This is a genomic window from Alteromonas sp. ABH2_165 (genome assembly GCF_056159945.1).
Genome location: NZ_JBSWWF010000002.1, coordinates 507,730 through 529,532 on the forward strand (window position 1 = coordinate 507,730; position 21,803 = coordinate 529,532).

Genomic DNA, 21,803 nt, shown 5'->3' on the forward strand with positions numbered 1-21,803 from the left:
GCATGCACCCTAAAGAAACCGACTTTATCGCCGTAATCGATGACGTACTGTCGCCTGAACAGTGTAGCAACATTGTTGCCGCTTTCGAAAAGAGCGCGAACCTTGCCCCAGGGCAAACAGGCGGTGGCATAGACACAGATAAAAAACGCAGCGTGGACGTGTCATTCTCACGAGACGACGTGTTCAAACCTCATCTGAAAGACGTGATGGCCCAGGTAGGCAACGAATTGATGAAATACATCGATGAGTATTTCTTCTCCTTGGTAGGCCCCATTGGCCTCACTGTTCGCCATCCGAAAACCGGTGAGCCGGTAAAAATGACCGGCGAAAATTACGCCGAAGTGGGCCGTCCGGCACTACCGAATCTGGTGAACTACCTGTTTCGTATTGGAGATATTAACGCCCAGCGCTACAAGGCGGGCGAAGGCGGCTATCCTTACTGGCATTCAGAGGTGTATCCACAGTTGCAGCACAACGATGCCCTGCACCGGGTGGTGCTGTTTATGTTCTATCTGAATGATGTGGAAGAAGGCGGCCAAACGGAATTCTATTATCAGCAGCGCAGCGTGAAGCCCAAAGCGGGACGTATGGTCATCGCCCCTGCAGGCTTCACTCACACCCATCGCGGCTGTATTCCTGAGAGTAACGATAAGTATATACTCACTTCGTGGATGTTGTTCAACCGCGCCGAGCACATATATACGAAATAGAGGTGGCGGCTATCGCGGGGACGGTTTCCTGTCACAAAACCTTACCCCGCTGCGCTGCCCGAGGCTCTATCGAGAGACAAAACTGTCCCCGCGAAAGCGCGGCTTAATCACAAACTATACGGGGCGATTTCTGCGCCTTTCATGCTGTAACCTACTGACGCAATGTCACCCTGCCAGCCGTCGGTGGAAATTACGCCGGTCACCCAAATTGGGCTGCTGCTGAATTCCACGGCAACGCCTTCTTCAAACGTTACGTGAATAATCTGATTGGATGCCGGTGGCGGCACATGTACGCAGGCACCAAAAAATGGCACCAGAAGGAATTCTGTAGTGAGATCGTCTGTGCCTTCCAGGGGTACCACGAAGCCCGGGACTTTTACCAGTTTACCATCGTACTTTTTCACCACTGGCGCGTTAGGTTGGGCCTGTGCCATGGTGCTTTGATGGTCTGAAACCGGTTCTGGCGGCAGTGCACTGAATCCAGGCGGCTCCAGATCTTCCCAGAACACCTCTATAGGTTCAGCGGCCTGTGCGGCGGTTGCGATAAAAGCGGAAACGAGCATGAACATGCTCATAAATTTGCGTGATAAAGCCATTCTTCACTCATCTTCGGTTTCGACAAAGCGATTATGACATAAATAAGCGCAGGTTAACGGCGACTTAGCTACCGCAACTCAGCGCTTACCGTGTTTACAGCATGGGTTTCAGGAATCGACCGGTATGAGACTGTTTCGCTTTAGCGATGTCTTCCGGTGTGCCTTCAGCGATGATCTGACCACCGCCAGAGCCGCCTTCTGGACCCAAATCAACCAGCCAGTCGGCGGTTTTGATCACGTCGAGGTTATGCTCGATAACTACCACGGTGTTGCCGTGATCCCGCAGTCTGTGCAATACGGCCAGCAGCTGTTTAATGTCGTGGAAATGCAAACCCGTTGTTGGCTCATCCAGAATGTACAGGGTTTGGCCGGTATCCCGCTTTGACAGTTCTTTCGCCAGTTTTACCCGCTGAGCTTCACCACCAGATAGTGTGGTTGCAGCCTGACCTAATCGAACGTAAGACAAGCCTACGTCGATCAGTGTTTGTAGCTTACGGGCGATGGCCGGAATCGCGTCGAAAAATTCTCGTGCTTCTTCCACCGTCATTTCCAGCACTTCGTGGATGTTCTTGGCCTTGTACTGAATTTCCAGAGTTTCGCGGTTGTAGCGTTTGCCTTTACACACATCACAGGGCACATACACGTCTGGCAGGAAGTGCATTTCTACCTTAATGACACCGTCGCCCTGACAGGCTTCACAGCGACCGCCTTTCACATTGAAGCTGAAGCGACCCACTTTGTAACCCCGGGACCGCGCTTCCTGCGTACCGGCAAACAATTCACGAATAGACGTGAAAATGCCTGCATAAGTCGCTGGATTAGAGCGGGGTGTACGGCCGATAGGACTTTGGTCGATGTCGACTACCTTGTCCATCATCTCCAACCCCTCCATGGTTTTGTAAGGGGCCGGTTCTGACGTAGTGGCTTTATTCAACTCGCGGTGCGCGATTTTGAAAAAGGTATCGTTGATAAGTGTAGACTTTCCCGACCCTGATACGCCGGTCACACAGGTCATCACGCCAACGGGAATGTTCAGTGTCACGTCTGTAAGGTTGTTGCCTGACGCGCCTGTTAACGTAAGCCATTTATCGTCTTTGGCGCTGTTGCGCTTTTTCGGTACTTCAATTTTCTCACGACCAGACAGGTATTTCCCAGTAAGTGAGTCTTCACTGTCTAAGATATCCTGCATAGTACCAGCTGCAATTACCTGACCACCGTGAACTCCGGCACCAGGGCCGATATCGACAATGTAATCGGCTTCGCGGATGGCATCTTCGTCGTGCTCAACCACCAACACGGTGTTGCCGAGATCACGCAGGTGCGTCAGCGTTTTCAGCAGGCGTTCGTTATCGCGCTGGTGCAAACCGATAGACGGCTCATCGAGCACGTACATTACACCCACCAGGCCGGCACCAATCTGACTGGCCAGACGAATACGCTGAGCTTCACCACCGGAAAGGGTATCGGCACTGCGTGACATAGAAAGGTAGTTCAAACCAACGTTTACCAGGAAGCCAAGGCGATCGAGAATTTCTTTTAAGATCTTCTCGGCAATTTGCGCTTTCTGCCCCGTCAGGTTCAGTGTTTCAAAGAAATCAAAAGCGTCGGCGATAGACATATCGGCGATTTTTGGCAGGTTAGTGCCTTCAATGAAAACATTACGCGCTTCTACCCGAAGACGGGTACCGCCACAGCTGTTACAAGGCTGCTGACTCAGGTTCTTCGACAGTTCTTCACGAACAGCGTTGGATTCGGTTTCACGGTAGCGGCGTTCCATATTCGGAATAATGCCTTCGAATGGATGCTTGCGCTCCATAACGTCGCCGCGCTCGTTAATATATTTGAAGTTCAGCGATTTACCTTTAGAGCCGAAAAGTACCACGTCTTTCGCTTCTTTCGACAATTCCGAGAACGGCGTGGTAAGGCTAAAACCGTAGGCGTCGGCAACAGCCTGCAGCATTTGGAAGTAGTAATAGCTGCGCTTGTCCCAGCCGCGGATAGCACCGCCAGACAAACTCAATTCATCGTTAGATACAATTAGCGCCGGATCGAAAAACTGACGAGTACCTAAACCGTCACAAGTGGGGCATGCACCCGCGGGATTGTTAAACGAAAACAGGCGCGGTTCCAGCTCGCTCAGGCTGTATCCACAATGCGGGCAGGCGAAATTGGCTGAGAACATAATTTCTTCAACGTCAGGATCGTCCATAAACGCCACTTTCGCGTTACCGCCTGCCAGTTCAAGGGCGGTTTCGAACGACTCTGCCAGTCGCAGTTGCAAGTCATCACGCACTTTGAAACGGTCGACCACCACTTCGATTGTATGCTTTTTGCGTAAATCCAGTTCAGGTGGATCGGATAAATCACAGACCTCACCGTCGATACGGGCACGAATAAAGCCTTGGGCTGCCAGGTTCTGTAAGGTTTTTACGTGCTCACCCTTACGTTCCTGAATCACCGGTGCCAGCAGCATCAATTTGCTTCCTTCGGGCATGGATAGCACTTTATCTACCATCTGGCTGATGGTTTGCGCATCCAGTGGCACATCGTGGTCCGGACAACGTGGTGTACCTACACGGGCAAACATCAAACGCAAATAATCGTATATCTCAGTAATCGTACCCACCGTTGAACGGGGGTTGTGAGAGGTGGATTTCTGTTCGATTGAAATTGCCGGAGATAAGCCTTCGATATGGTCAACATCAGGCTTTTCCATCATCGAGAGGAACTGACGGGCATACGCCGACAGCGATTCCACATAACGACGCTGTCCTTCAGCGTACAGGGTGTCGAAAGCTAAAGACGATTTACCTGAGCCGGAAAGGCCTGTAATAACAACCAGTTTGTCTCTGGGAAGGGTTAAATCGATGTTTTTAAGGTTGTGGGTGCGGGCACCGCGAATTTCGATTTTATCCATTGAAGCCTGAGAATTGCCAAAAGAGAAAGTATGCCACAGACGGCGCGGAATTTAATCATTAACTACGTTTAACTGTTAGTGTAGATCACTCATTCGCTAGTACTCGGAGGTGGGCGACGAGTGGTTTTGTGCTACACTTCGCCGCCATACAAGAATAAGGTCGAGAACACACTTGAACGCATTAGAAGTTCGCGCCGCATTAGCATTGGCGCTGGTTTATGTATTGCGCATGATGGGCCTGTTTATGGTCATGCCTGTGCTGGCAGTTGCTGCGATGGACTATCCTGATTATTCCCCTCTGCTGGTAGGTCTGGCAGTGGGTGGCTACGGACTTACCCAGGCGGCGTTACAAATTCCTATGGGGATGATGTCGGACCGCTGGGGTCGCAAACCGGTCATCTTGCTTGGATTGTGTGTGTTCGCTGTGGGTTCGTTCATTGCAGCATCGGCCGACAGTATGATGGTGATGATTATTGGCCGTATTCTGCAGGGCGCGGGTGCGATTGCCGGTGCCATCATGGCGCTGGCCACCGATGTGAGCCGGGAAACCCAGCGGGCAAAGGTAATGGCGGTGATCGGTATCGCGATTGGCTTCTCTTTCTACCTTGCCGTGCTCATTGGCCCGCTGATTGCCCAAAACTGGGGCCTGGCCGGAGTATTTGGCGTTACCGGTGTACTTGCCATCTGTTGTATGCCGTTGGTGAAATGGGTGGTGCCGGATGTCACCGTTAGCGCCAGTGGCGACACCCTGCCACACGTTTCTGAAATTAAATCCCTGTTTGTGTCACCGCAGCTTTGGCGTTTGAACGTTAGCGTGATGGTGCTGCACATGATGATTACGCTGCTATTCGTGCAATTACCGCTTACGCTGACGCAGTTCGATATGTCGCTGGAAAGCCATTGGACCATCTACCTGCCGGTGCTGGCGGTATCCATTATTGGCCTGATTGTGTTGATGGGGATCAGTCGTGGACAAACGCCAAAGTCGGTAGTTATCACGGCAGCAGCGCTGATGATGATGGCATTTCTGATGATGAACATGCAGGACCACCATTTATGGGTAGTCGTTACGGCAGTTGTATTGTTCTTTACCGGTTTTAATTATTTGGAAGCAAGCTTACCCGCGCTGGTCTCGACCATTGCGCCTGCTGGTCAGAAGGGCAGCGCCATGGGCATATATGCCAGTTTTCAATTCTTCGGTGCGTTTCTCGGCGGTTTATTGTCGGGCCTTGTAACCGATATCTGGACCCCGAAAACGGCCTATCTGGCCGGTGCCATCGGTGCGGCATGTTGGATTATCATTCTGTTTGGTCTTAAAGAAGTGATGAAATTACGTCGCTTATCCATGCAGGTTTCCTTCGCCAATGTTCAGCCGCAAACACTGGAAAAATCACTGCTGCAGCTAGAAGGTGTGCATGAGGTGGTGGCGTCTGAATCTGATGGCACGGTATATCTTAAAATCAGTAAAGGATTCGATACCAAAGCGGCCAGAGAATTGCTCGCCCAGTATGCCTGAGGCACTGTCGCTGTAGAATAAGTCATCCAGTTGTTGTTTTACGGTGTATAACCTCATCAACCAGTTTTACAACGCGTAAGGAGTCGTGATGGTAGATTTAAGTCGCTACAAAGGCATTATTTTCGATATGGACGGTACCCTGATTGATTCTATGGGTGCACATATGAAAGCCTGGGAAAAAACCTGTGAGCATTTTGGTTATCCCTTCGATTTAGATTACATGTACGGTTTGGGTGGCGTGCCAACCATGAAAACGGCGGAGCTGCTAAACGCGAAGTACAGCAAACAAAACGACCCGCAAGAAGTAGGGCAGTTTAAGAAGAACACCTGGTTGGCAATGGACCAAACCCCCACGCTAATTGATGATACGTTTCAAATCTTCAATGCGAATTTGGGTAACAAGAAAATCGCAGTAGGCACTGGCGCCGAGCGGTCTGGTGCTGAAACGCTATTAGGGCATCATGGATTACTGGGTAAACTTGATGCATTGGTAACATCGTCTGATGTCGTCAACGGTAAACCGGCACCGGACACCTTTCTTAAAGCTGCCGAGTCAATCGGTGTAGCGCCAGAAGATTGTGTGGTGTTTGAAGATACAAAGATTGGTTTTGAAGCGGCCTCCCGCGCCGGCATGGACTGCATCATGGTGATCAACGGTAAAGTGCAACAAGGTTGATAGTACTTTCTGTCAGCGCCAGCTGGTTCTATAATCTAAAAACTCACTCCGATTAATTACAATAAGAGCGTAACGTTCAGTGGTCATAAGCTTTCGTATTTTCGCCGTCATTTCTATGCTGTCTGCACTTGCAGGCTGTGCCATAGATGTCAGTTCTTCCAGTTTCCTGCATCAGGATAATTCACCGTCCACACTAGACACTACCGAATTAAATCAGGCGGTAACGGAAGATGAAGCGGCGATCACAATCACTACGGTGGAATTGAAAAACAGCCAGGATCTCACGTTACGGGGTGTTGCCGTTGCGTATCCGGAACCCAAGGTTAATATTGTGCTGTTTCCAGATAACGGCATGAGTATTAGTAACAATTCCGCGCTCATTCATGAGTTTGGTAAACTGCCAGCGAACATCCTGTGGGTGGATTATCAGGGCACAGGTGCCAGCGATAAACCTGGCAAAGCAAGAATGTACAATCTGAAACGTGATGCCTTGCTGGTTTATGACTACGGAAAAGAAGTGTTTCAGAATGATTTGCCAACGGTTGTGCATGGCATATCAATGGGCTCTATTCTGGCAAGTTACGTAGCGGTAAAACGGGATATCGACGGTTTAGTGCTCGACAGTGCCATTAATAAAGTGAACGATGTGGTGCAGAACATGGTGCCTGAGTGGACCAAAGTGTTTACCTTTCTGCAGGTATCTCCAGAACTGGCCATCATTGAGAATGACGACTTTATTCGGCAGTTAGATAAGCCATTATTGTTGATTGTGGGCGATAAAGATCGCACGACGCCCATTACGTTTAGTCGCCAACTGTACGAAGTCTCGCCCAGTAAGGACAAATTGATTTACGTGGTACCCGGCGGTAAACATAACAAGTCGATGACATATCCGGATGTGATAGGCCAGTATCGGTTGTTCCTGCGAGATTTATAACCATCGAATAAATATCAAAAAAGCAGCCGAAGCTGCTTTTTTTGTCACTGATTTTTCGCGTAGCGCAACATCACTTTCTGAAATTCGTCTCAGACGTTGCTGCCCAATAAGCAAAGGCGGTGAAAATACCGGTGTTAATTTTCAGTGCGTCTGTATCTACTTTATCTAAGGTGTCGTTTTCTGTGTGATGGTAATCGAAGTAATCGCTGCCATCCGGTGAGAAGTTGATGGCGGGTTGGCCCGCTTCACCTAGCGCACTCATATCCGACTGCCCCTTGGCATCGTTTTTATCCGACATACCTACACCATATGGTGCCAGGTATTCAGCAAAGCTTCGCACTTCAGACAGTGCTACTGCACCCACACCCGGGGTTAGCTCGTAAATCGCGCCATTACCGAAATCCCATTCAGCGCCAATAACGTGCTGATCCATATCGCCTTTGTGTTGTTCAACATAATCCTTTGCGCCCCAAAGACCAATTTCCTCGGCAGCAAACAGGATAACGCGAACAGTACGAGCAGGGCGCTGCGGTAATTCTGCAATATAGTGGCCGGCAGCCAGCGTAATACCCACACCAATGCCATCATCAATTGCGCCGGTACCTACATCCCAACTGTCGAGGTGCGCGCCAATGGTAACTACTTCATCCGGCTTTTCACTACCGGTAACATCGCCAATAACGTTGGCTATGGTGGCTGTTTTACCGGTAGGGCCACTGGCTGAAGTGGTGAGTGAGAAAGTGACTGGCTGTTCACGCTTCAGCATATTTTCCAGCAAATCGGCATCTGGGTTTGAAATGGCAACAGCGGGGATTTTCTTAATTCCATCGCTGTAACGCATCATGCCAGTGTGTGCGAAACGATTGGTGTCGGTTCCAACAGAACGCAGTAGAAAAGCCACCGCGCCTTTTTCAGCTGCAGTGGACGCACCGGCAACGCGAGCCCCCACTGCATCACCGTAGCCGTGACCGTCTTTGTGACGTTCCATACGGTAGCCAACATAAGCAATTTTACCGTCCAGGGAACCTGGCTTGGCAGCTTGCAGAGCTTCTAACGACGCAAACTCAACCACTTCCGCTTTCAACTCTTTGCCGTTAGTTCCCACACTACCGCCCAGCGCCAAGGCAATAACTTTGTGTGGGTAAGGGCCGGAAATGGCAGCGGTTAGATCGCCACGGGTCCATTGCGGTACCTTGCTTTCTTCTATCCAAACTTTATCGAAACCCAACGCCTTCATTTTATCCTGTGCCCACTGCACGGATTTGTCTGCGGCAGGTGTGCCTGCATAACGGGCGCCGACTTCCGTGGTGAGTGATTCGATAACGTCATAAGACAGCGAATCTTGTTTGGCATTAGACTGCAGTAAGTCGAGTATAACTTTTTGATCGTCTGTTACTGCCTGACTTTGTGAAGAAAGCATTGCTGATGCGCCGATCAGCAATGAAAGAACGGTTTTGTTTTTCATTCTTATTCCTGTTGTAAGGGTTCTTACGCGTCTATTGACTCAGGCACGCGGCATACACGGGTACCCGCGATGAAGTCGTGCACACAGCGACGGTCTTTGCGGAATACGAAAAAAATGTCTACCAATGCGGCAATGCCACCAATAAACGGTATGTTCACTATTACGGCCACCGGCAGGTATCGTCTTACCACGATATTGGTAAAAGAAGACTGGGAGCCATCGAGATTTTCGATTCGGGTATTAATGAAGTGCTTACCAACAGTTTGTCCGAAATTAATCAGAAAGTAACCATGAACAACGATGTAAGTGACTACAGAGTAGAACATCGACATCAGCAGTACTGAAAACGTAGGTTGGGCCAAGGCTTCCATCCCAACGAAAAAAAACAGAGGAATAGAAATAAGCACACTGATCACCATATCAATGATGGCGCCACCAAGGCGTTCTCCGAGTGACGCTAGTCTGTCATCGGGCTGTGCTGAATGTGTCGGTTCTTGTTCCGGTTTGAAGGCTGCATTTGCGCCTTCTGACGCGGTGCTGGCAGGTGTAGCTTCATGGCTTACAGAGCGTGTGATAGTGGTATCACTTGGCTCAGTAATGGTTTCCGCGTCTGGTGCGGCGATTACTTCTGCCTGTTTCCGGGCTATCGCGGCATCAATCTCTGCCGCCCGTTCAGGCTCTTCTTCAGCATTCAGTGCAGCGCGAAGAGCCTGCAGCTCTTCTAAGTTCAGCGCATCATATTTCCCTTGATCTGACATAGACTTCTCCGGTGTTTTTTTCCCATAATGCCAATATTGCAGACAAAAGGAAACGCATGCGGAGAACGTTCTACAGACTTTAAGAATCTAGCGTGGCGCTGCCACAGATTGGCGGGTAATGAGCGTTGGTGTGTATTTGTGGGTCTCTTCTTTACAGCTTTTCCCCATAGCAAAATCGAGTGCAAGTCGAGTAGCCAGTCCGGCCATCATTTCCACAGGGTAGTGGAGGGTGGTCAGTTTTGGGCGACAGTACTTGGCGAGTAACACATCATCGAATCCTATTACCGAAACATCCTGCGGCACGGCAATATTGTTATCTTGCAACATGGTCATCGCACCTGACGCCATCGCATCGTTGTAGGCCAGAATGCCAGTAAATTGCACATCACGACTTAATAGCTTTTGCATAGCCAGTTCGCCGCCTTCCTGATCTGGCGTGGAAAACTCAATGTGTGAATCAGGTATGTCGATACCGTGGGCGTTAGCAGCGCGGCGAATGCCATCAATACGCATTTGCGGGTCGGTAATTTGATAATTGCTTGAGACAACCGCTAACTTACTGTGACCCTGTTTGATCATATGTTCGGACATAATAAAACCACCCGCCTCGTTATCCAGCCAGACACAGCGGTTGGCTATTTCAGGAATGTAGCGGTTGATCAAAACAAAACCGGGGATCTGACAAGCAAAATCAATAAGTTCCGCATCGGATAACGCTTTGCTATGCACCACCATGGCCTCAACCCGATGCTCAAGCAAGGTTTCAATTGCCCTGCGTTCGGTCTCTTTTTCAATTGAGCCAGCGCTCAGCAGAATTTGGACTTTTTGTTGCCGGGTAACGGTTTCTATACCCTGACCAAGCGCAGCAAAAAACGGTTCAAGTAGTTCAGGAATGACTACCCCTAACGACGCGCTTCGCTTAGTAACCAGTGCGCGGGCATTGGCGTTAGGACGATATCCCATTTCCTGCATGATCGTTTTCACCCGGGCTCGGGTAGCATCGCCAACCTTCGGCCCGTTATTAATTACCCGGGAAACCGTAGCCAGTGAAACGCCCGCAGCAGATGCGATATCTTTAATTGTTGCCATTTATTGTTGTGCCTGTAGTCGGTTCTTTTTACCAAATTGCGGACAAGGCCGCCTATGTTAAGAAATTTAATCTCAAATGCACGAAAAACCGGTTTGCCTGAAATTTAAAGAGAATATAACATGATTTTATTTTTAAGGGTAAACGTATACCCTCATTGTTTCCATTGTGTTAACATTTTGCGCTATATTAAGAGATACAGTGATTTAACCCTTCTGTAAAGCACTTAGCGACCGCGACAGAAGCCCGCGATTTACCGAGCCATTTTTGAGGTGAAAGTTTGCCAGACATTTCTGTAAAACCCTTTGGGGCTGTGAACGGCTGTGATGTGAGTGTGTTCACGTTGCGCAACGATAACGGCATGACCGTATCGGTAACGAATTTCGGCGGTATTGTTACGGCAATTAATGTTGCTGATCGAAAGGGGCACTTTACTAATGTGGTGGCCGGCCTGGATTGCGCGGAAGATTATGCCAACGATGGTGCCTTCCTTGGCGCGCTGGTAGGGCCTTACGCCAACCGCATTGCGAATGGTGCATTTGTCATCGATGGGCAAAAATATCAACTTGAACAGAACGCAGGTACCAACAACCTTCACAGTGCCAGTGCGGGTATTAATAAGAAGGTTTGGCAGGCAACATCTTCTAGCGATGGCCATACTGCAACGTTAACGCTAACTGTTGTTTGCCCCGATGGAGAAGGCGGCTTTCCAGGCGATAGAGAAATCACCGCCGAGTATTCATTAGACAATACCAATACGCTAAGTCTGTTGATGAAAGCCACGTCTACCGCTACGTCACCGTTAAGCTTAACAAGCCACGGTTATTTCAATTTAGCGGGTGAAGGCAATGTGCTTGGCCATCAGGTAGTGATTAACGCTGACACTTTTACCCCATTGAACGCAGACTGCGTGCCTACTGGAGAGTTACGCAGTGTGTCCGATACGCCGTTTGATTTTCGAGCGCTGAAGGCCATGGGGGAAGACATCTCAGTAGCCGATGAACAACTGCAGCTAGGTTCGGGATACGACCATAACTTTGTACTCAATACTTTTGCTGAGCCTAACGCAGAACCTGCAGCAAAAGTGCTTGAGAGTCAGAGTGGACGAGTAATGACCTTATGGACAAATACGCCAGGTTTGCAACTTTATTCTGCAAACTGCCTGAGTATGGCTTCAGCCGGCGCGCAAACGTTTGTTGATGACGGTGCACTCTGTTTAGAGCCACAGGCTTTTCCAGATTCGCCCAATCATCCGGAATTTCCAGGCGGCTGGATTACACCGGGGGAAGAGCACGTTACCTGGATGAAGCTCAATTTTAGCGTTCAGGATTAATCTTAATATCGTTCCTGAGGGAGCGATATTTTTTAACCATTAGGTAAAACGTTTACCTTAATTGCAATAGCAGTAGGCTGGCGCAGCTAAGCCGCAGTCAATTGCCAACAAGGTATAACAGATCGCTTTCAGCGCCAGGTATGATTATTTTGCCAAAATAATCCGGCGCGCCAGCAATAAAGTGAGATAACTATGACTACACCTTTCGACCCTACTGACCATCCGCATCGCCGGTACAATCCAATGATTGGCGAATGGATTCTGGTATCGCCTCATCGCGCCAAACGGCCGTGGCAGGGGCAGAATGAGCCACCTTCAAACGAGGTGCGTCCGTCTTATGATGATAATTGTTATTTATGCCCGGGCAACATCCGTGTAAATGGTGAAGTGAATCCGAAATACACTGGCACTTTCGTGTTCGGCAATGATTTTGCTGCGCTTCAACAAGATACGCCAGACGCGTCATCAGACGATCCACTGTTCACCTTCAGTGCGGAGCAAGGCTGCAGCCGGGTAATTTGTTTCTCCCCGGATCACAGCAAAACCCTGCCAGAGCTTACCGATGAAGCACGCGTAGAAGTGGTGAAAACCTGGGTGGCACAAACCGAAGAGTTAGGTAAAGACTATACCTGGGTGCAGGTTTTCGAAAACAAAGGTGCGATGATGGGCTGTTCCAATCCGCATCCTCACGGACAAGTGTGGGCACAGCGCCATCTACCCACGTTAGCGGCAAAAAAGCAGCAGCATTTTAGCGAGTACTACACTAAGCAGGGTACCAGCATGCTGGCAGACTACGCGCGCCGCGAGGTGGAAAGCGATGAACGTGTGGTTTGCAAAAACGACGATTGGGTGGTTGTGGTACCTTATTGGGCCGCATGGCCGTTTGAAACCTTGTTACTGCCGCGCTTTGAAGCGAACTCACTGCTGTCACTGAACGATGGACAACAGCAGAGCCTAGCGCAAATCATCGGTAACATTACCACGCGCTACGATAACTTGTTTGAAACCTCGTTCCCGTATTCTATGGGCTGGCACAGTGCACCGTTCGATGGAGAGGCACATGCCGAGTGGGGTTTGCACGCACACTTTTTCCCACCGTTACTGCGCTCGGCGTCTGTGCGCAAGTTCATGGTGGGCTACGAAATGATGGCGGAAGCGCAACGAGACTTAACGCCAGAACAAGCCGCACAACGATTAAAAGCACTGTCAGAAGTACATTATAAAGAGACACAACGCCATGACTGAGAATACACACATTGCCTCCGCTTTCGAAACCGTTTTTGGCACGGCTCCTACAGTGACCATTCAGGCGCCCGGCCGGGTGAATCTGATTGGTGAACATACCGATTACAATGGCGGTTTTGTATTTCCAGCGGCGATTAACTTTGGCACCTGGATCAGCGCATCTCCCAGAGACGACCGTGTCATCGATGTTGTTGCCCTGGATTACGATGGTGAGCGCAATCGCTTCTCCCTGGATAACATCGAACATGTGAAAGAAGCCAGCTGGTCGAACTATATTCGCGGCGTGTGCAAGGTGCTGCTGGAAGTGTTTCCAGATCTGAACGGTGCGAATCTGGTGGTTACGGGCAATGTGCCTCAAGGCGCAGGATTAAGTTCGTCAGCCTCGTTTGAAGTGGCCATCGTGAAAATGTTCAAGGCCCTTTATAACATCGATGTGAACGGCATTCAGGCTGCGCTGCTGGGTCAGAAAGCGGAGAATACGTTTGTGGGCTGCTCTTGCGGCATTATGGATCAATTGATCTCAGCCATGGGCAAAAAAGGGGAGGCAATGCTACTCGATTGTCGTTCACTGGCTATTCAACATACTCCCATTCCCGACAAGTATGCGATCATGATTATTAACTCAAACGTTAAGCGTGGTCTGGTAGACAGCGAATACAATGTTCGTCGTCAGCAATGCGAAGAAGCCGTTGAGATTCTTGGCGTGCAAAGCCTGCGCGATGCGCACATAGAGCAATTAAACGCAGCGAAAAGCGACATGTCTGAGGTAGTTTTCAGGCGAGCCCGACACGTGATAACGGAAAACGCGCGTACTTTGGAGATGTTCGACGCGCTAAATGAAGAGCGTACCGCCGACGTAAGCAGACTTATGGCTGAGTCGCATAAGTCTATGCGTGATGACTTTGAAATTACCGTTAAACCTATTGATATTCTTGTGGAAATTATCGCCGATGTTATTGGAGAGCAGGGCGGAGTAAGGATGACAGGCGGTGGCTTTGGTGGTTGCGTAGTGGCATTGGTGCCAAAAAATATCGTAATCCAAGTAGAAGAAAACGTTAAGAAACATTATTATGCGCGCACCGGGTATACACAATCCATTTACATCTGCTCGGCTGAACAGGGGGCTTTCGCTTAACCTGTTACAAAAAATATTCAGATAAAAATAACATTCGTTGGGAAATAATATGAACATTGAGACGTTGGATATCACGGTATTTGTGATATATGTCATCGCGCTTATTGGGATCGCATGGTGGGTTTCTCGTGAGAAACAAGGCCATGAAAAAGATACCAATGATTACTTCCTTGCTGGCTCAAGTTTGCCCTGGTGGGCAATTGGGGCATCATTGATTGCAGCAAACATTTCCGCAGAGCAAATTATCGGAATGTCTGGCTCGGGTTACGAGATCGGACTTGCCATTGCTTCCTACGAATGGATGGCTGCAATCACGCTGTTAATCGTTGGTAAATACTTTCTGCCGATCTTCCTTAAGCACAAAATCTACACCATGCCGCAATTCCTGGAACAACGTTATGACCATCGCGTTCGCGTTGTCATGGCAGTATTCTGGTTAGCGGTCTACGTATTTGTAAACCTCACTGCAGTTCTGTGGCTTGGCGCGCTGGCAATTAATACTATTGCGGGTGTCGACATGATGTACGGCATGCTGTTCCTTGGCGTTTTCTCGCTGGCGTACTCGTTGTATGGCGGTCTGAAAGCGGTAGCGATGACAGATATCATTCAGGTTGTACTGCTGGTACTGGGCGGGTTATTCCTGTCGTACACGGCACTGAATCTGATTGGTGACGGCAACGGCATTATCCACGGCTTCAATGAACTGACTACGCGTCTGCCTGAAAAATTCGACATGATTCTGTCTGAAGACAGCCCGCACTATAAGAGCCTGCCTGGTATTTCGGTACTGATTGGTGGTATGTGGATCATGAACCTGTCTTACTGGGGCTTCAACCAGTACATCATCCAGCGTACGCTGGCAGCGAAAAGCGTACAGGAAGCGCAAAAAGGTATCGCGTTTGCTGCCTTCCTGAAACTGCTGATGCCGTTAATTGTTGTACTGCCTGGTATTGCTGCTGTATTGCTGGTACCCGATCTGAACCGTGCTGACGAAGCGTATCCATCACTGATGACGTTGATGCCAGTGGGTCTGAAAGGTCTGATTTTTGCTGCGCTGGTTGCTGCTATCGTGTCTTCACTGGCATCAATGACCAACAGTGTGTCGACCATCTTTACCATGGACTTCTACAAGCCAAGAAATCCTGATAAGTCTCAGAACCACTACGTGAAAGTGGGTCGTATTGTGAGCCTGATTTCTCTGATTATTGCTATGCTGGTAGCGAAGCCGCTGCTGGGTAACTTTGATCAAGCGTTCCAGTACATTCAGGAATTTACCGGATTCTTTACGCCGGGCATCGTAGCGCTGTTTGCGTTAGGTATGTTCTGGAAGAAAACCACGGCCAACGGCGGCTTAATCGCAGCCCTGGGCTCATTCTTCCTGAGCCTGGCAGGTCGTTCGTTCTTCCCGGATGTGCCGTTTATCGACCGTGTAGGCATTGTGTTCCTGCTGTGTGTAGCACTGGCAGTTATCGTGTCACTGGCCGAGAAGAAAGGCGACCATGAAAATGCGATTGAGCTGGGTGAAGTGAGCTTTACTACTACTTCAGGCTTCAACATTGCAGCCGTTGCCATCGCTATCGTAACCGCAGCGTTCTATATCACTTGGTGGTAAGCGAACACCGGTTACAAGTGATCTGAAAAGACCGCCTCCGGGCGGTTTTTTTATTGGCCGTTAATTTCTATTAATTCAACCGGTTAGCGCATCGATTAATGCTCTGTTAATGTAATCAGGTTATTTGATTTACATACTGTAATGTTCTCTAGTGATCTCCTTCCTAAGCCCATGCGGTAGCGACTAGTAATACCTTTTTCCACCTTGCTACTTTACGAGGTCGCTATGTCACGATTACGCCGCTTATTCATTCCTGCAATGCTTTGTACACCTGTTGTCTGTTCGTCTGTTGTCAGTGCAGAGGCGATAAGTACAGAGCAGCCATCAATGAACCTGAGCGCGTTAATCGAATCGGTAAACATCACCATGGCAGGCGCTGACGAGACAACATCGAACAACCTTCAGTACCGCAAGGTTGGAGACAGCGAATGGCTTGATGCCAATGCTTTATATTACGACCCTGTAGGCGAGCAGCTTTCCGGCGCCATTGTTCGACTCACGCCTGCTACCGCTTATGAAGTGAAATTGAGCGTGCAGGATGACGACGGCGAACACAGCATAGTTGAAACGGTGACTACCCGTGCCAACAAACCGCCCATAGATCCAGACAAAATCTATAACCTGAAAGACATTTACGACGGTGGCGTGCTGAATGTTGAAGCGCTCGGCATCGAAGGTGGCGAAGATGGCTGGGCAATGATTAAAGGGGACAAAGCCACCCCTATTATAGCCGGTGACGATGCGAAACAGGCAATTTGGCTGGGAGCCCAGAGCTACATTTACTTTGAGGATATTGTCATTGAGCAGGGCGGCGATTTGGGCTTTTTCGCTGAAGAAGCGCACCATATCTGGGTAAATGGATGTGATATTTCGAATTGGGGCCGGGAAGCCGCTGGCTACGATCGTGGTCGTGCTTATGATGACGAAGGTCGTCGTATTAATCACGATTCCGCGTTTTATTTACGCCGAACCGGGGTGGTTACCATCGAGAACTGCTACGTGCACGATCCGGTACTCAGCGCCAACCACTGGGGCTATGGCCACCCTAAGGGGTCAAATGCTTTTATTGCATTTGCCAATCACCCGAACGAAGCATTTCAAGGCCAGATCATTTTGCGCAACAACACCTTCATGGGTAGCGACAGCGTAAGGTTTAACGATGTGGTGGAAAGCAGATATAACTTGTCTGACGTGGGCGGCTTTATTCGCGACTCCGCCATTTACAATAACCGCTTTGCCTACGCTAACGATGACATCATCGAGCTCGACGGTAGTCAGCACAATGTTCTGGTGTACAACAACGAATTCTCCCATGCCTACGGGGGTATTAGTGTTGCACCGAACCGTCAGGGACCAAGCTATGTGTTCAATAATACCATTCGCAAGATGGGCGATGAACGGGGTGAAATGTGGGCATCGCTCAAAGCGGGTGGCTTAAGTTCCAATCCCGAAGGACAGGTGAATTTTTTCAATAACTATGTGATTTCCGAACGTAACGGTATCACAGCCTCGAATGTGGAAGGCGATAATAGCTTTTGGGTGAATGCAATTAACAACGTGCTACTCAGCAACAACCCCAGCGAAAACAGTGGCTTTGGCGTGTGGGACCCACAGCGCGACTACCGCAGCCGCTTTATCAATAATTATTCGTTTAATTTAGAAGATGGCGAGGTTAGGGATAATGCCGATATCTCAGAGCCTTTTTATGATGATTCACTTGTTAATCAGGATGTCGCCGTCGAGCTAAAATCACAGCCCGCACCAAAAACGTTGTCCGTACCTGAAACAGACCGCATACCTAACTTTTCCGTTGGAGGAGAACAACTTGTGGTGGGTATTACCGATGAAGACGTGGGCGCCTTTCATTATCGAAGAGCACCTGTTGCCGGTGCCATAGATTTCAATACTGCTTCGCTGCAAAGCTATGGTTCGCAGAACCAGAAGAACGCGTTTACCCCGTGGCACAATGAATTAAGCCTAGAGGGCAACACCTGGCTTTCTTTGGAAGGCGAATATCAGATAACTGAAAACACAGTTCTGGACGCAACCGTTTATGGCGAGGGCAATCCTGAGTTGGCCGGTATAGGCTTCGATAACGATGAACGTATCGCTGATGACGAACTGATTGCTTTCTTTGGCACACAGTCTTTTGGCATACCGGTATCGGGCTATGAAAGTGGCGCACGTCAGCAGCGCTTTTCTTTGCCGTTAGGGCAATTGCTAAAACACGGTGAGTACTCGAATATGGTTTTCGCCCTCGACGATGACGCACCTTCAGCACCAAAATTACCGCTGCTGTCGTTAACCAATGTGCGACTTTATGACGCGCTAAACTTTAGTCAGAACACAGTGTCAGCCTACGACGCGAAGCAAGACAGCGCAGAGACCAGCAATGCCGAAGTGAGTAACGATGGACTTTCACTTACCTTATCTGGCAATGCGTGGAAACGTGTGGAAGGCGATTTCGATGTTGAAGCCGATTCTGTATTGGTGGCTCAGGTTCGACTGTCAGGTACCATGGAGATAGCGGGATTGGGCTTTGACACCAATAATTCCCAGAATGAAAACGCCGTGTTGTCGTTTGGTGGCACTCAAGACTACGGGCTGGATGCGGAAAACGTGACAGCCACTGACGGCTGGCAGCGAATTGAGATCCCGGTGGGCGAACTGATGACTCCTGGTGCTTACCGTTACATGACTTTCATTGCCGACAACGATGCTGCGCCAGAAGCCGGGCAAGTGGAATTTCGTCACGTGAGCCTGTTTACGCCAGATTAAGCTCCTGAGCGTGAGTAACGTGCTGCAGCGTGATACCACGAACAAGTGAAAACTCGTCAAAGGTGCAGTTTCCTTACGCTTCTTCCATGCTACTCTTGCGGCTATCAGAAGGGGGCTGAAATCAGGAAAACTGAGCGCTGAGAATGGCTTAATCGCGTTGGTGAAAATTATCCCTCAGTTGCTGAAAAAAATCAGGTATACTGACCCACTATCGCAATTTATGGCGCGAAATTTTTTGGTAATCGGTCGAGCGACTTGAACCGCTCAGAGTCCGTAAAATAACGCTTTAAATGCACCAAGTTACAGAATAAGACAGAGTTTACAGGAGACATCGATGGCAACGAGAGGCGTCAACAAAGTCATTTTGGTAGGAAACCTCGGGAACGATCCTGAAGTACGTTACATGCCAAATGGAAACGCCGTGGCAAACCTGAGTCTGGCGACCAGTGAAAGCTGGAAGGATCAGCAAGGTCAGATGCAGGAGCGTACAGAGTGGCATCGGTTAACCATGTACCGTCGACTGGCAGAAATTGCTGGTGAGTACCTGAAGAAAGGCTCACAAATTTACGTGGAAGGTAAACTGCAAACCCGTAAATGGCAGGATCAACAAGGCCAGGATCGCTACACCACAGAAATCATTGTCGACCAAATGCAAATGCTGGGCGGCCGCGAAGGTGGTGGTCAGGGCGGACAAGGTGGCTACCAGCAACGTCCACAAGGTAACCAGGGCGGCCAACAAGGCGGCGGTTACGGCAACAATAATCAGGGCGGTGGATATCAACAACGTCCACAAGGCAACCAAGGTGGCGGCTTCGGCGGTAACCAGGGTGGAAACCAGCAAGGCGGCAATAAGCCCCCTATGGCTGAGCCTGACTTCGATTTTGATGATGACATTCCGTTCTAGGATTATCTGTTTCATATACAAGAAACCCGCTGCTACAGCGGGTTTTTTATACTTATAAGAAAGTGTTCCGGCACTTTTCTAGACAGATTACGACAGGTCAGATGAACGGCTCAGCGCTTCAATATTCCTCATCACCATTTGTACTGCATAAACGGCATGGTCATCGAGCTCTTTAGCCGATGGCCTGTAGTTGATGAGCAACAAGCAGCGGGTGTGCATTTCACCTCGCAGCAACGACATGAACATCGCGCCAAAACGGTCGGCTTGTTCGCTTGTCAGTGAGTTGCAGTGTGAATGGATGAAATCGGTGAACAGTGCATGGGTGGTTCTAGGCCCGATGTCGAGGAAGTTGCTTGCCAATTCAGGAAAGCGGGATGCTTCGGAAACCATTACCCGGTAAAAAGCTAGCGTATCGGGGTCAACTAAAACATCCAGATAAGCCCGGCCCATACTATATAAGCCTTTTTCCAGCGATTTGGTTTCTGGCAGAATTTCAGTAAAGACTTCTCTGAAGACTTTGCATTCTTGTTCAATTACCGCAGCAAATAAACTTTCTTTGGTACCGTAGCAATTGTAGAGGGTTGCTTTAGATACACCCGATTCCTTTTGCACCATGTCGGTAGTGGTGTTGCTGAAGCCATATGTCAGAAACAGCTTTCTGGCGGCAGCCAGCACGGCCTCTACTTTTTCCGGTCGCGGATTCCGTCCCGCACGGGTGCTCTGGTGCATAATGCTTCCTACTGATTTTCTTCGTCGGTGTAGCCGTACTCTACCGGGTGCTGCGTGTAAAACAGTCGTGCTCCGGTCGCTTTTATCGCGGCCATCAGTTCGTCTCGTTCAGATTCGGATACTACCATAGTTATTTGTACGGGTTGATCGTACGAGTCGTACATATTGGTGGCGTGAAACTCACCATGGTGGCCGAAACTGGAAATCGAACCATTCACTGTGGCTCCGGATAAATTCATTCTCTTCGCACAGGCCATTAGCCATTCGGCAACGGTGCTGTCTTCCAAAGTACGCCCTTGGGTAGTACAAAACGTGATGACAATACCTTTCATCTTCTTTCTCCAAATATGGCCGGGCTGAAAAACGCGGCAATCCATTTAAATAACTTGTACGTCTACGATGGCAGACATGCCCACCCGCAGGTACGACTGTTGTTCTGGCGTGGCATCAAACTGAATGCGCACCGGCAATCGCTGTACAATTTTGGTGAAGTTGCCAGTGGCGTTTATCGGATCAACCGGCGAATAACTGGCGCCTGAGGCCGGCGCAAAGGTCTCGATGGTGCCATGGAAAACTTCACCCGGTAGCGAGTCAAAGGTAATCGAAACCGGATCGCCCACTTTCATGTGCGCAACCTGTGTTTCCCGGAAATGGGCCTCAATAAAGAGATCATCTTTAGGCACCAACATCAGTGCACGCTCGCCAGCATGAACATAACCGCCCACACGCACATCTCGCTGTGAAACCACGCCGTCTGATGGCGCAGTGACGCGAGTATATGAGAGGTTGAGCTTGGCGTTTTCTAGACGGGCATTGGCAAGTTGTGTCGCCGCATCGGCCTCGGCCAGTTGCGCGTTAATAATGGCAATGGTGTCTTGCTCGGTGGTTAGCGATAGGCGGGCAGCATCCAGGGCGGCTTGCGCCTCGATTTGGGCGGTCTGCGCATTTTCCTGATCCTGACGGGTACCTGAACCATCTTCTGCCATATTGGTGTATCGGGTTTTGTCTGCACTTGCCACATTCAGGCGCGCTCTAGCGGCATCAACACGGCTTTTGGCAATGGAGATTTTGTTTTTCTGATTCACCAGTTCTGCTTCAAGTCGAGTGTGGGTAGCCTGGGTGCGAGCCAACTCGGCCTCGGCAGCCGTTACCGCAACTTTCTGCTCGGCATTGTCGAGCTCGAATAGCACATCGCCTTGTTTAACGGCGTGATAGTCCATGGCAGATACAGTTTCTATCTGGCCGGAAATGCGGGAAGAAACCGCAGTGAAATGCGCGCGAAGATAGGCATCGTTCGTTCGCTGATCAGAAGCATCGGCTTCATCGGTGCTTAAAATTACCCAGGCCAGACCGACAACAACAATGGCTGACGCGGCAAAAACGAGGTTTTTGGTTAGTTTCATAG

The 21,803-nt window shown here is 49.6% G+C and carries 18 protein-coding genes; 10 read left to right on the forward strand and 8 right to left on the reverse strand.

Annotated elements, in window-relative coordinates:
* Nucleotides 1–2: 2 nt before the first annotated feature.
* Nucleotides 3–710, forward strand: a complete 708-nt coding sequence (locus ACXAFQ_RS06770) for a 2OG-Fe(II) oxygenase (RefSeq protein WP_474818917.1) — start codon at nucleotides 3–5, stop codon at nucleotides 708–710.
* 107 nt (nucleotides 711–817) lie between these two features.
* Here ACXAFQ_RS06770 and ACXAFQ_RS06775 read toward each other — a convergent pair whose 3' ends face one another.
* The gene (locus ACXAFQ_RS06775; RefSeq protein ID WP_474818918.1) at nucleotides 818–1,306 is read right to left on the reverse strand and encodes a DUF3299 domain-containing protein; all 489 of its coding nucleotides are present in this window, start codon (nucleotides 1,304–1,306) and stop codon (nucleotides 818–820) included.
* Between the two features lie 94 nt (nucleotides 1,307–1,400).
* Complete coding sequence (uvrA, locus tag ACXAFQ_RS06780) at nucleotides 1,401–4,223, reverse strand: excinuclease ABC subunit UvrA (RefSeq protein ID WP_474818919.1); 2,823 nt, start codon at nucleotides 4,221–4,223, stop codon at nucleotides 1,401–1,403.
* 172 nt (nucleotides 4,224–4,395) lie between these two features.
* Between uvrA and ACXAFQ_RS06785 the strand changes: the two genes are divergently transcribed.
* The 3 genes from ACXAFQ_RS06785 to ACXAFQ_RS06795 all read left to right on the forward strand — a co-directional run bounded on the left by ACXAFQ_RS06785 (nucleotide 4,396) and on the right by ACXAFQ_RS06795 (nucleotide 7,352).
* Nucleotides 4,396–5,739: an MFS transporter gene (locus tag ACXAFQ_RS06785; RefSeq protein ID WP_474818920.1), complete on the forward strand. Its 1,344-nt coding sequence runs from the start codon at nucleotides 4,396–4,398 to the stop codon at nucleotides 5,737–5,739.
* 88 nt (nucleotides 5,740–5,827) lie between these two features.
* Nucleotides 5,828–6,415: a beta-phosphoglucomutase family hydrolase gene (locus ACXAFQ_RS06790; protein ID WP_474818921.1), complete on the forward strand. Its 588-nt coding sequence runs from the start codon at nucleotides 5,828–5,830 to the stop codon at nucleotides 6,413–6,415.
* Nucleotides 6,416–6,494: 79 nt separating this feature from the next.
* Entirely contained in the window at nucleotides 6,495–7,352 is an 858-nt protein-coding gene (locus ACXAFQ_RS06795; protein WP_474818922.1) for an alpha/beta hydrolase, read from the forward strand.
* A gap of 70 nt (nucleotides 7,353–7,422) precedes the next feature.
* Here ACXAFQ_RS06795 and ACXAFQ_RS06800 read toward each other — a convergent pair whose 3' ends face one another.
* From ACXAFQ_RS06800 to ACXAFQ_RS06810, 3 genes are all read right to left on the reverse strand, one after another.
* The gene (locus ACXAFQ_RS06800) at nucleotides 7,423–8,817 is read right to left on the reverse strand and encodes a M20/M25/M40 family metallo-hydrolase (protein WP_474818923.1); all 1,395 of its coding nucleotides are present in this window, start codon (nucleotides 8,815–8,817) and stop codon (nucleotides 7,423–7,425) included.
* 23 nt (nucleotides 8,818–8,840) lie between these two features.
* A complete protein-coding gene (locus ACXAFQ_RS06805; RefSeq protein WP_474818924.1) occupies nucleotides 8,841–9,575 on the reverse strand; it encodes an RDD family protein in 735 nt (244 codons plus the stop codon).
* A gap of 87 nt (nucleotides 9,576–9,662) precedes the next feature.
* Complete coding sequence (locus ACXAFQ_RS06810; protein WP_474818925.1) at nucleotides 9,663–10,664, reverse strand: substrate-binding domain-containing protein; 1,002 nt, start codon at nucleotides 10,662–10,664, stop codon at nucleotides 9,663–9,665.
* Between the two features lie 278 nt (nucleotides 10,665–10,942).
* On the opposite strand from ACXAFQ_RS06810, the gene ACXAFQ_RS06815 reads away from it, so the two are divergent.
* The 6 genes from ACXAFQ_RS06815 to ssb all read left to right on the forward strand — a co-directional run bounded on the left by ACXAFQ_RS06815 (nucleotide 10,943) and on the right by ssb (nucleotide 19,669).
* Nucleotides 10,943–11,995 carry an aldose epimerase family protein gene (locus ACXAFQ_RS06815; RefSeq protein WP_474818926.1) on the forward strand — a complete coding sequence of 351 codons (1,053 nt, stop codon included), beginning with the start codon at nucleotides 10,943–10,945 and terminating at the stop codon, nucleotides 11,993–11,995.
* Nucleotides 11,996–12,187: 192 nt separating this feature from the next.
* Nucleotides 12,188–13,240 (forward strand): UDP-glucose--hexose-1-phosphate uridylyltransferase, encoded by a 1,053-nt coding sequence (locus ACXAFQ_RS06820; protein WP_474818927.1) that lies wholly within the window; start codon nucleotides 12,188–12,190, stop codon nucleotides 13,238–13,240.
* Entirely contained in the window at nucleotides 13,233–14,375 is a 1,143-nt protein-coding gene (galK, locus tag ACXAFQ_RS06825; protein WP_474818928.1) for a galactokinase, read from the forward strand. The genes ACXAFQ_RS06820 and galK overlap by 8 nt, the downstream gene beginning before the upstream one ends.
* A gap of 49 nt (nucleotides 14,376–14,424) precedes the next feature.
* Nucleotides 14,425–15,987 carry a sodium/sugar symporter gene (locus ACXAFQ_RS06830; RefSeq protein ID WP_474818929.1) on the forward strand — a complete coding sequence of 521 codons (1,563 nt, stop codon included), beginning with the start codon at nucleotides 14,425–14,427 and terminating at the stop codon, nucleotides 15,985–15,987.
* 225 nt (nucleotides 15,988–16,212) lie between these two features.
* Nucleotides 16,213–18,765, forward strand: coding sequence for a right-handed parallel beta-helix repeat-containing protein (locus ACXAFQ_RS06835; RefSeq protein ID WP_474818930.1), 2,553 nt, complete (start codon nucleotides 16,213–16,215; stop codon nucleotides 18,763–18,765).
* Between the two features lie 334 nt (nucleotides 18,766–19,099).
* Nucleotides 19,100–19,669 carry a single-stranded DNA-binding protein gene (ssb, locus tag ACXAFQ_RS06840; protein WP_474818931.1) on the forward strand — a complete coding sequence of 190 codons (570 nt, stop codon included), beginning with the start codon at nucleotides 19,100–19,102 and terminating at the stop codon, nucleotides 19,667–19,669.
* An 87-nt stretch (nucleotides 19,670–19,756) separates the two neighbouring features.
* Here ssb and ACXAFQ_RS06845 read toward each other — a convergent pair whose 3' ends face one another.
* The 3 genes from ACXAFQ_RS06845 to ACXAFQ_RS06855 are packed head-to-tail and all read right to left on the reverse strand — an operon-like array spanning nucleotide 19,757 to nucleotide 21,801.
* Nucleotides 19,757–20,398, reverse strand: coding sequence for a TetR/AcrR family transcriptional regulator (locus tag ACXAFQ_RS06845; protein WP_474818932.1), 642 nt, complete (start codon nucleotides 20,396–20,398; stop codon nucleotides 19,757–19,759).
* A gap of 8 nt (nucleotides 20,399–20,406) precedes the next feature.
* Nucleotides 20,407–20,730, reverse strand: a complete 324-nt coding sequence (locus tag ACXAFQ_RS06850; RefSeq protein ID WP_474818933.1) for a DUF190 domain-containing protein — start codon at nucleotides 20,728–20,730, stop codon at nucleotides 20,407–20,409.
* A 45-nt stretch (nucleotides 20,731–20,775) separates the two neighbouring features.
* Nucleotides 20,776–21,801 carry an HlyD family secretion protein gene (locus ACXAFQ_RS06855; RefSeq protein WP_474818934.1) on the reverse strand — a complete coding sequence of 342 codons (1,026 nt, stop codon included), beginning with the start codon at nucleotides 21,799–21,801 and terminating at the stop codon, nucleotides 20,776–20,778.
* Nucleotides 21,802–21,803 lie beyond the last annotated feature (2 nt).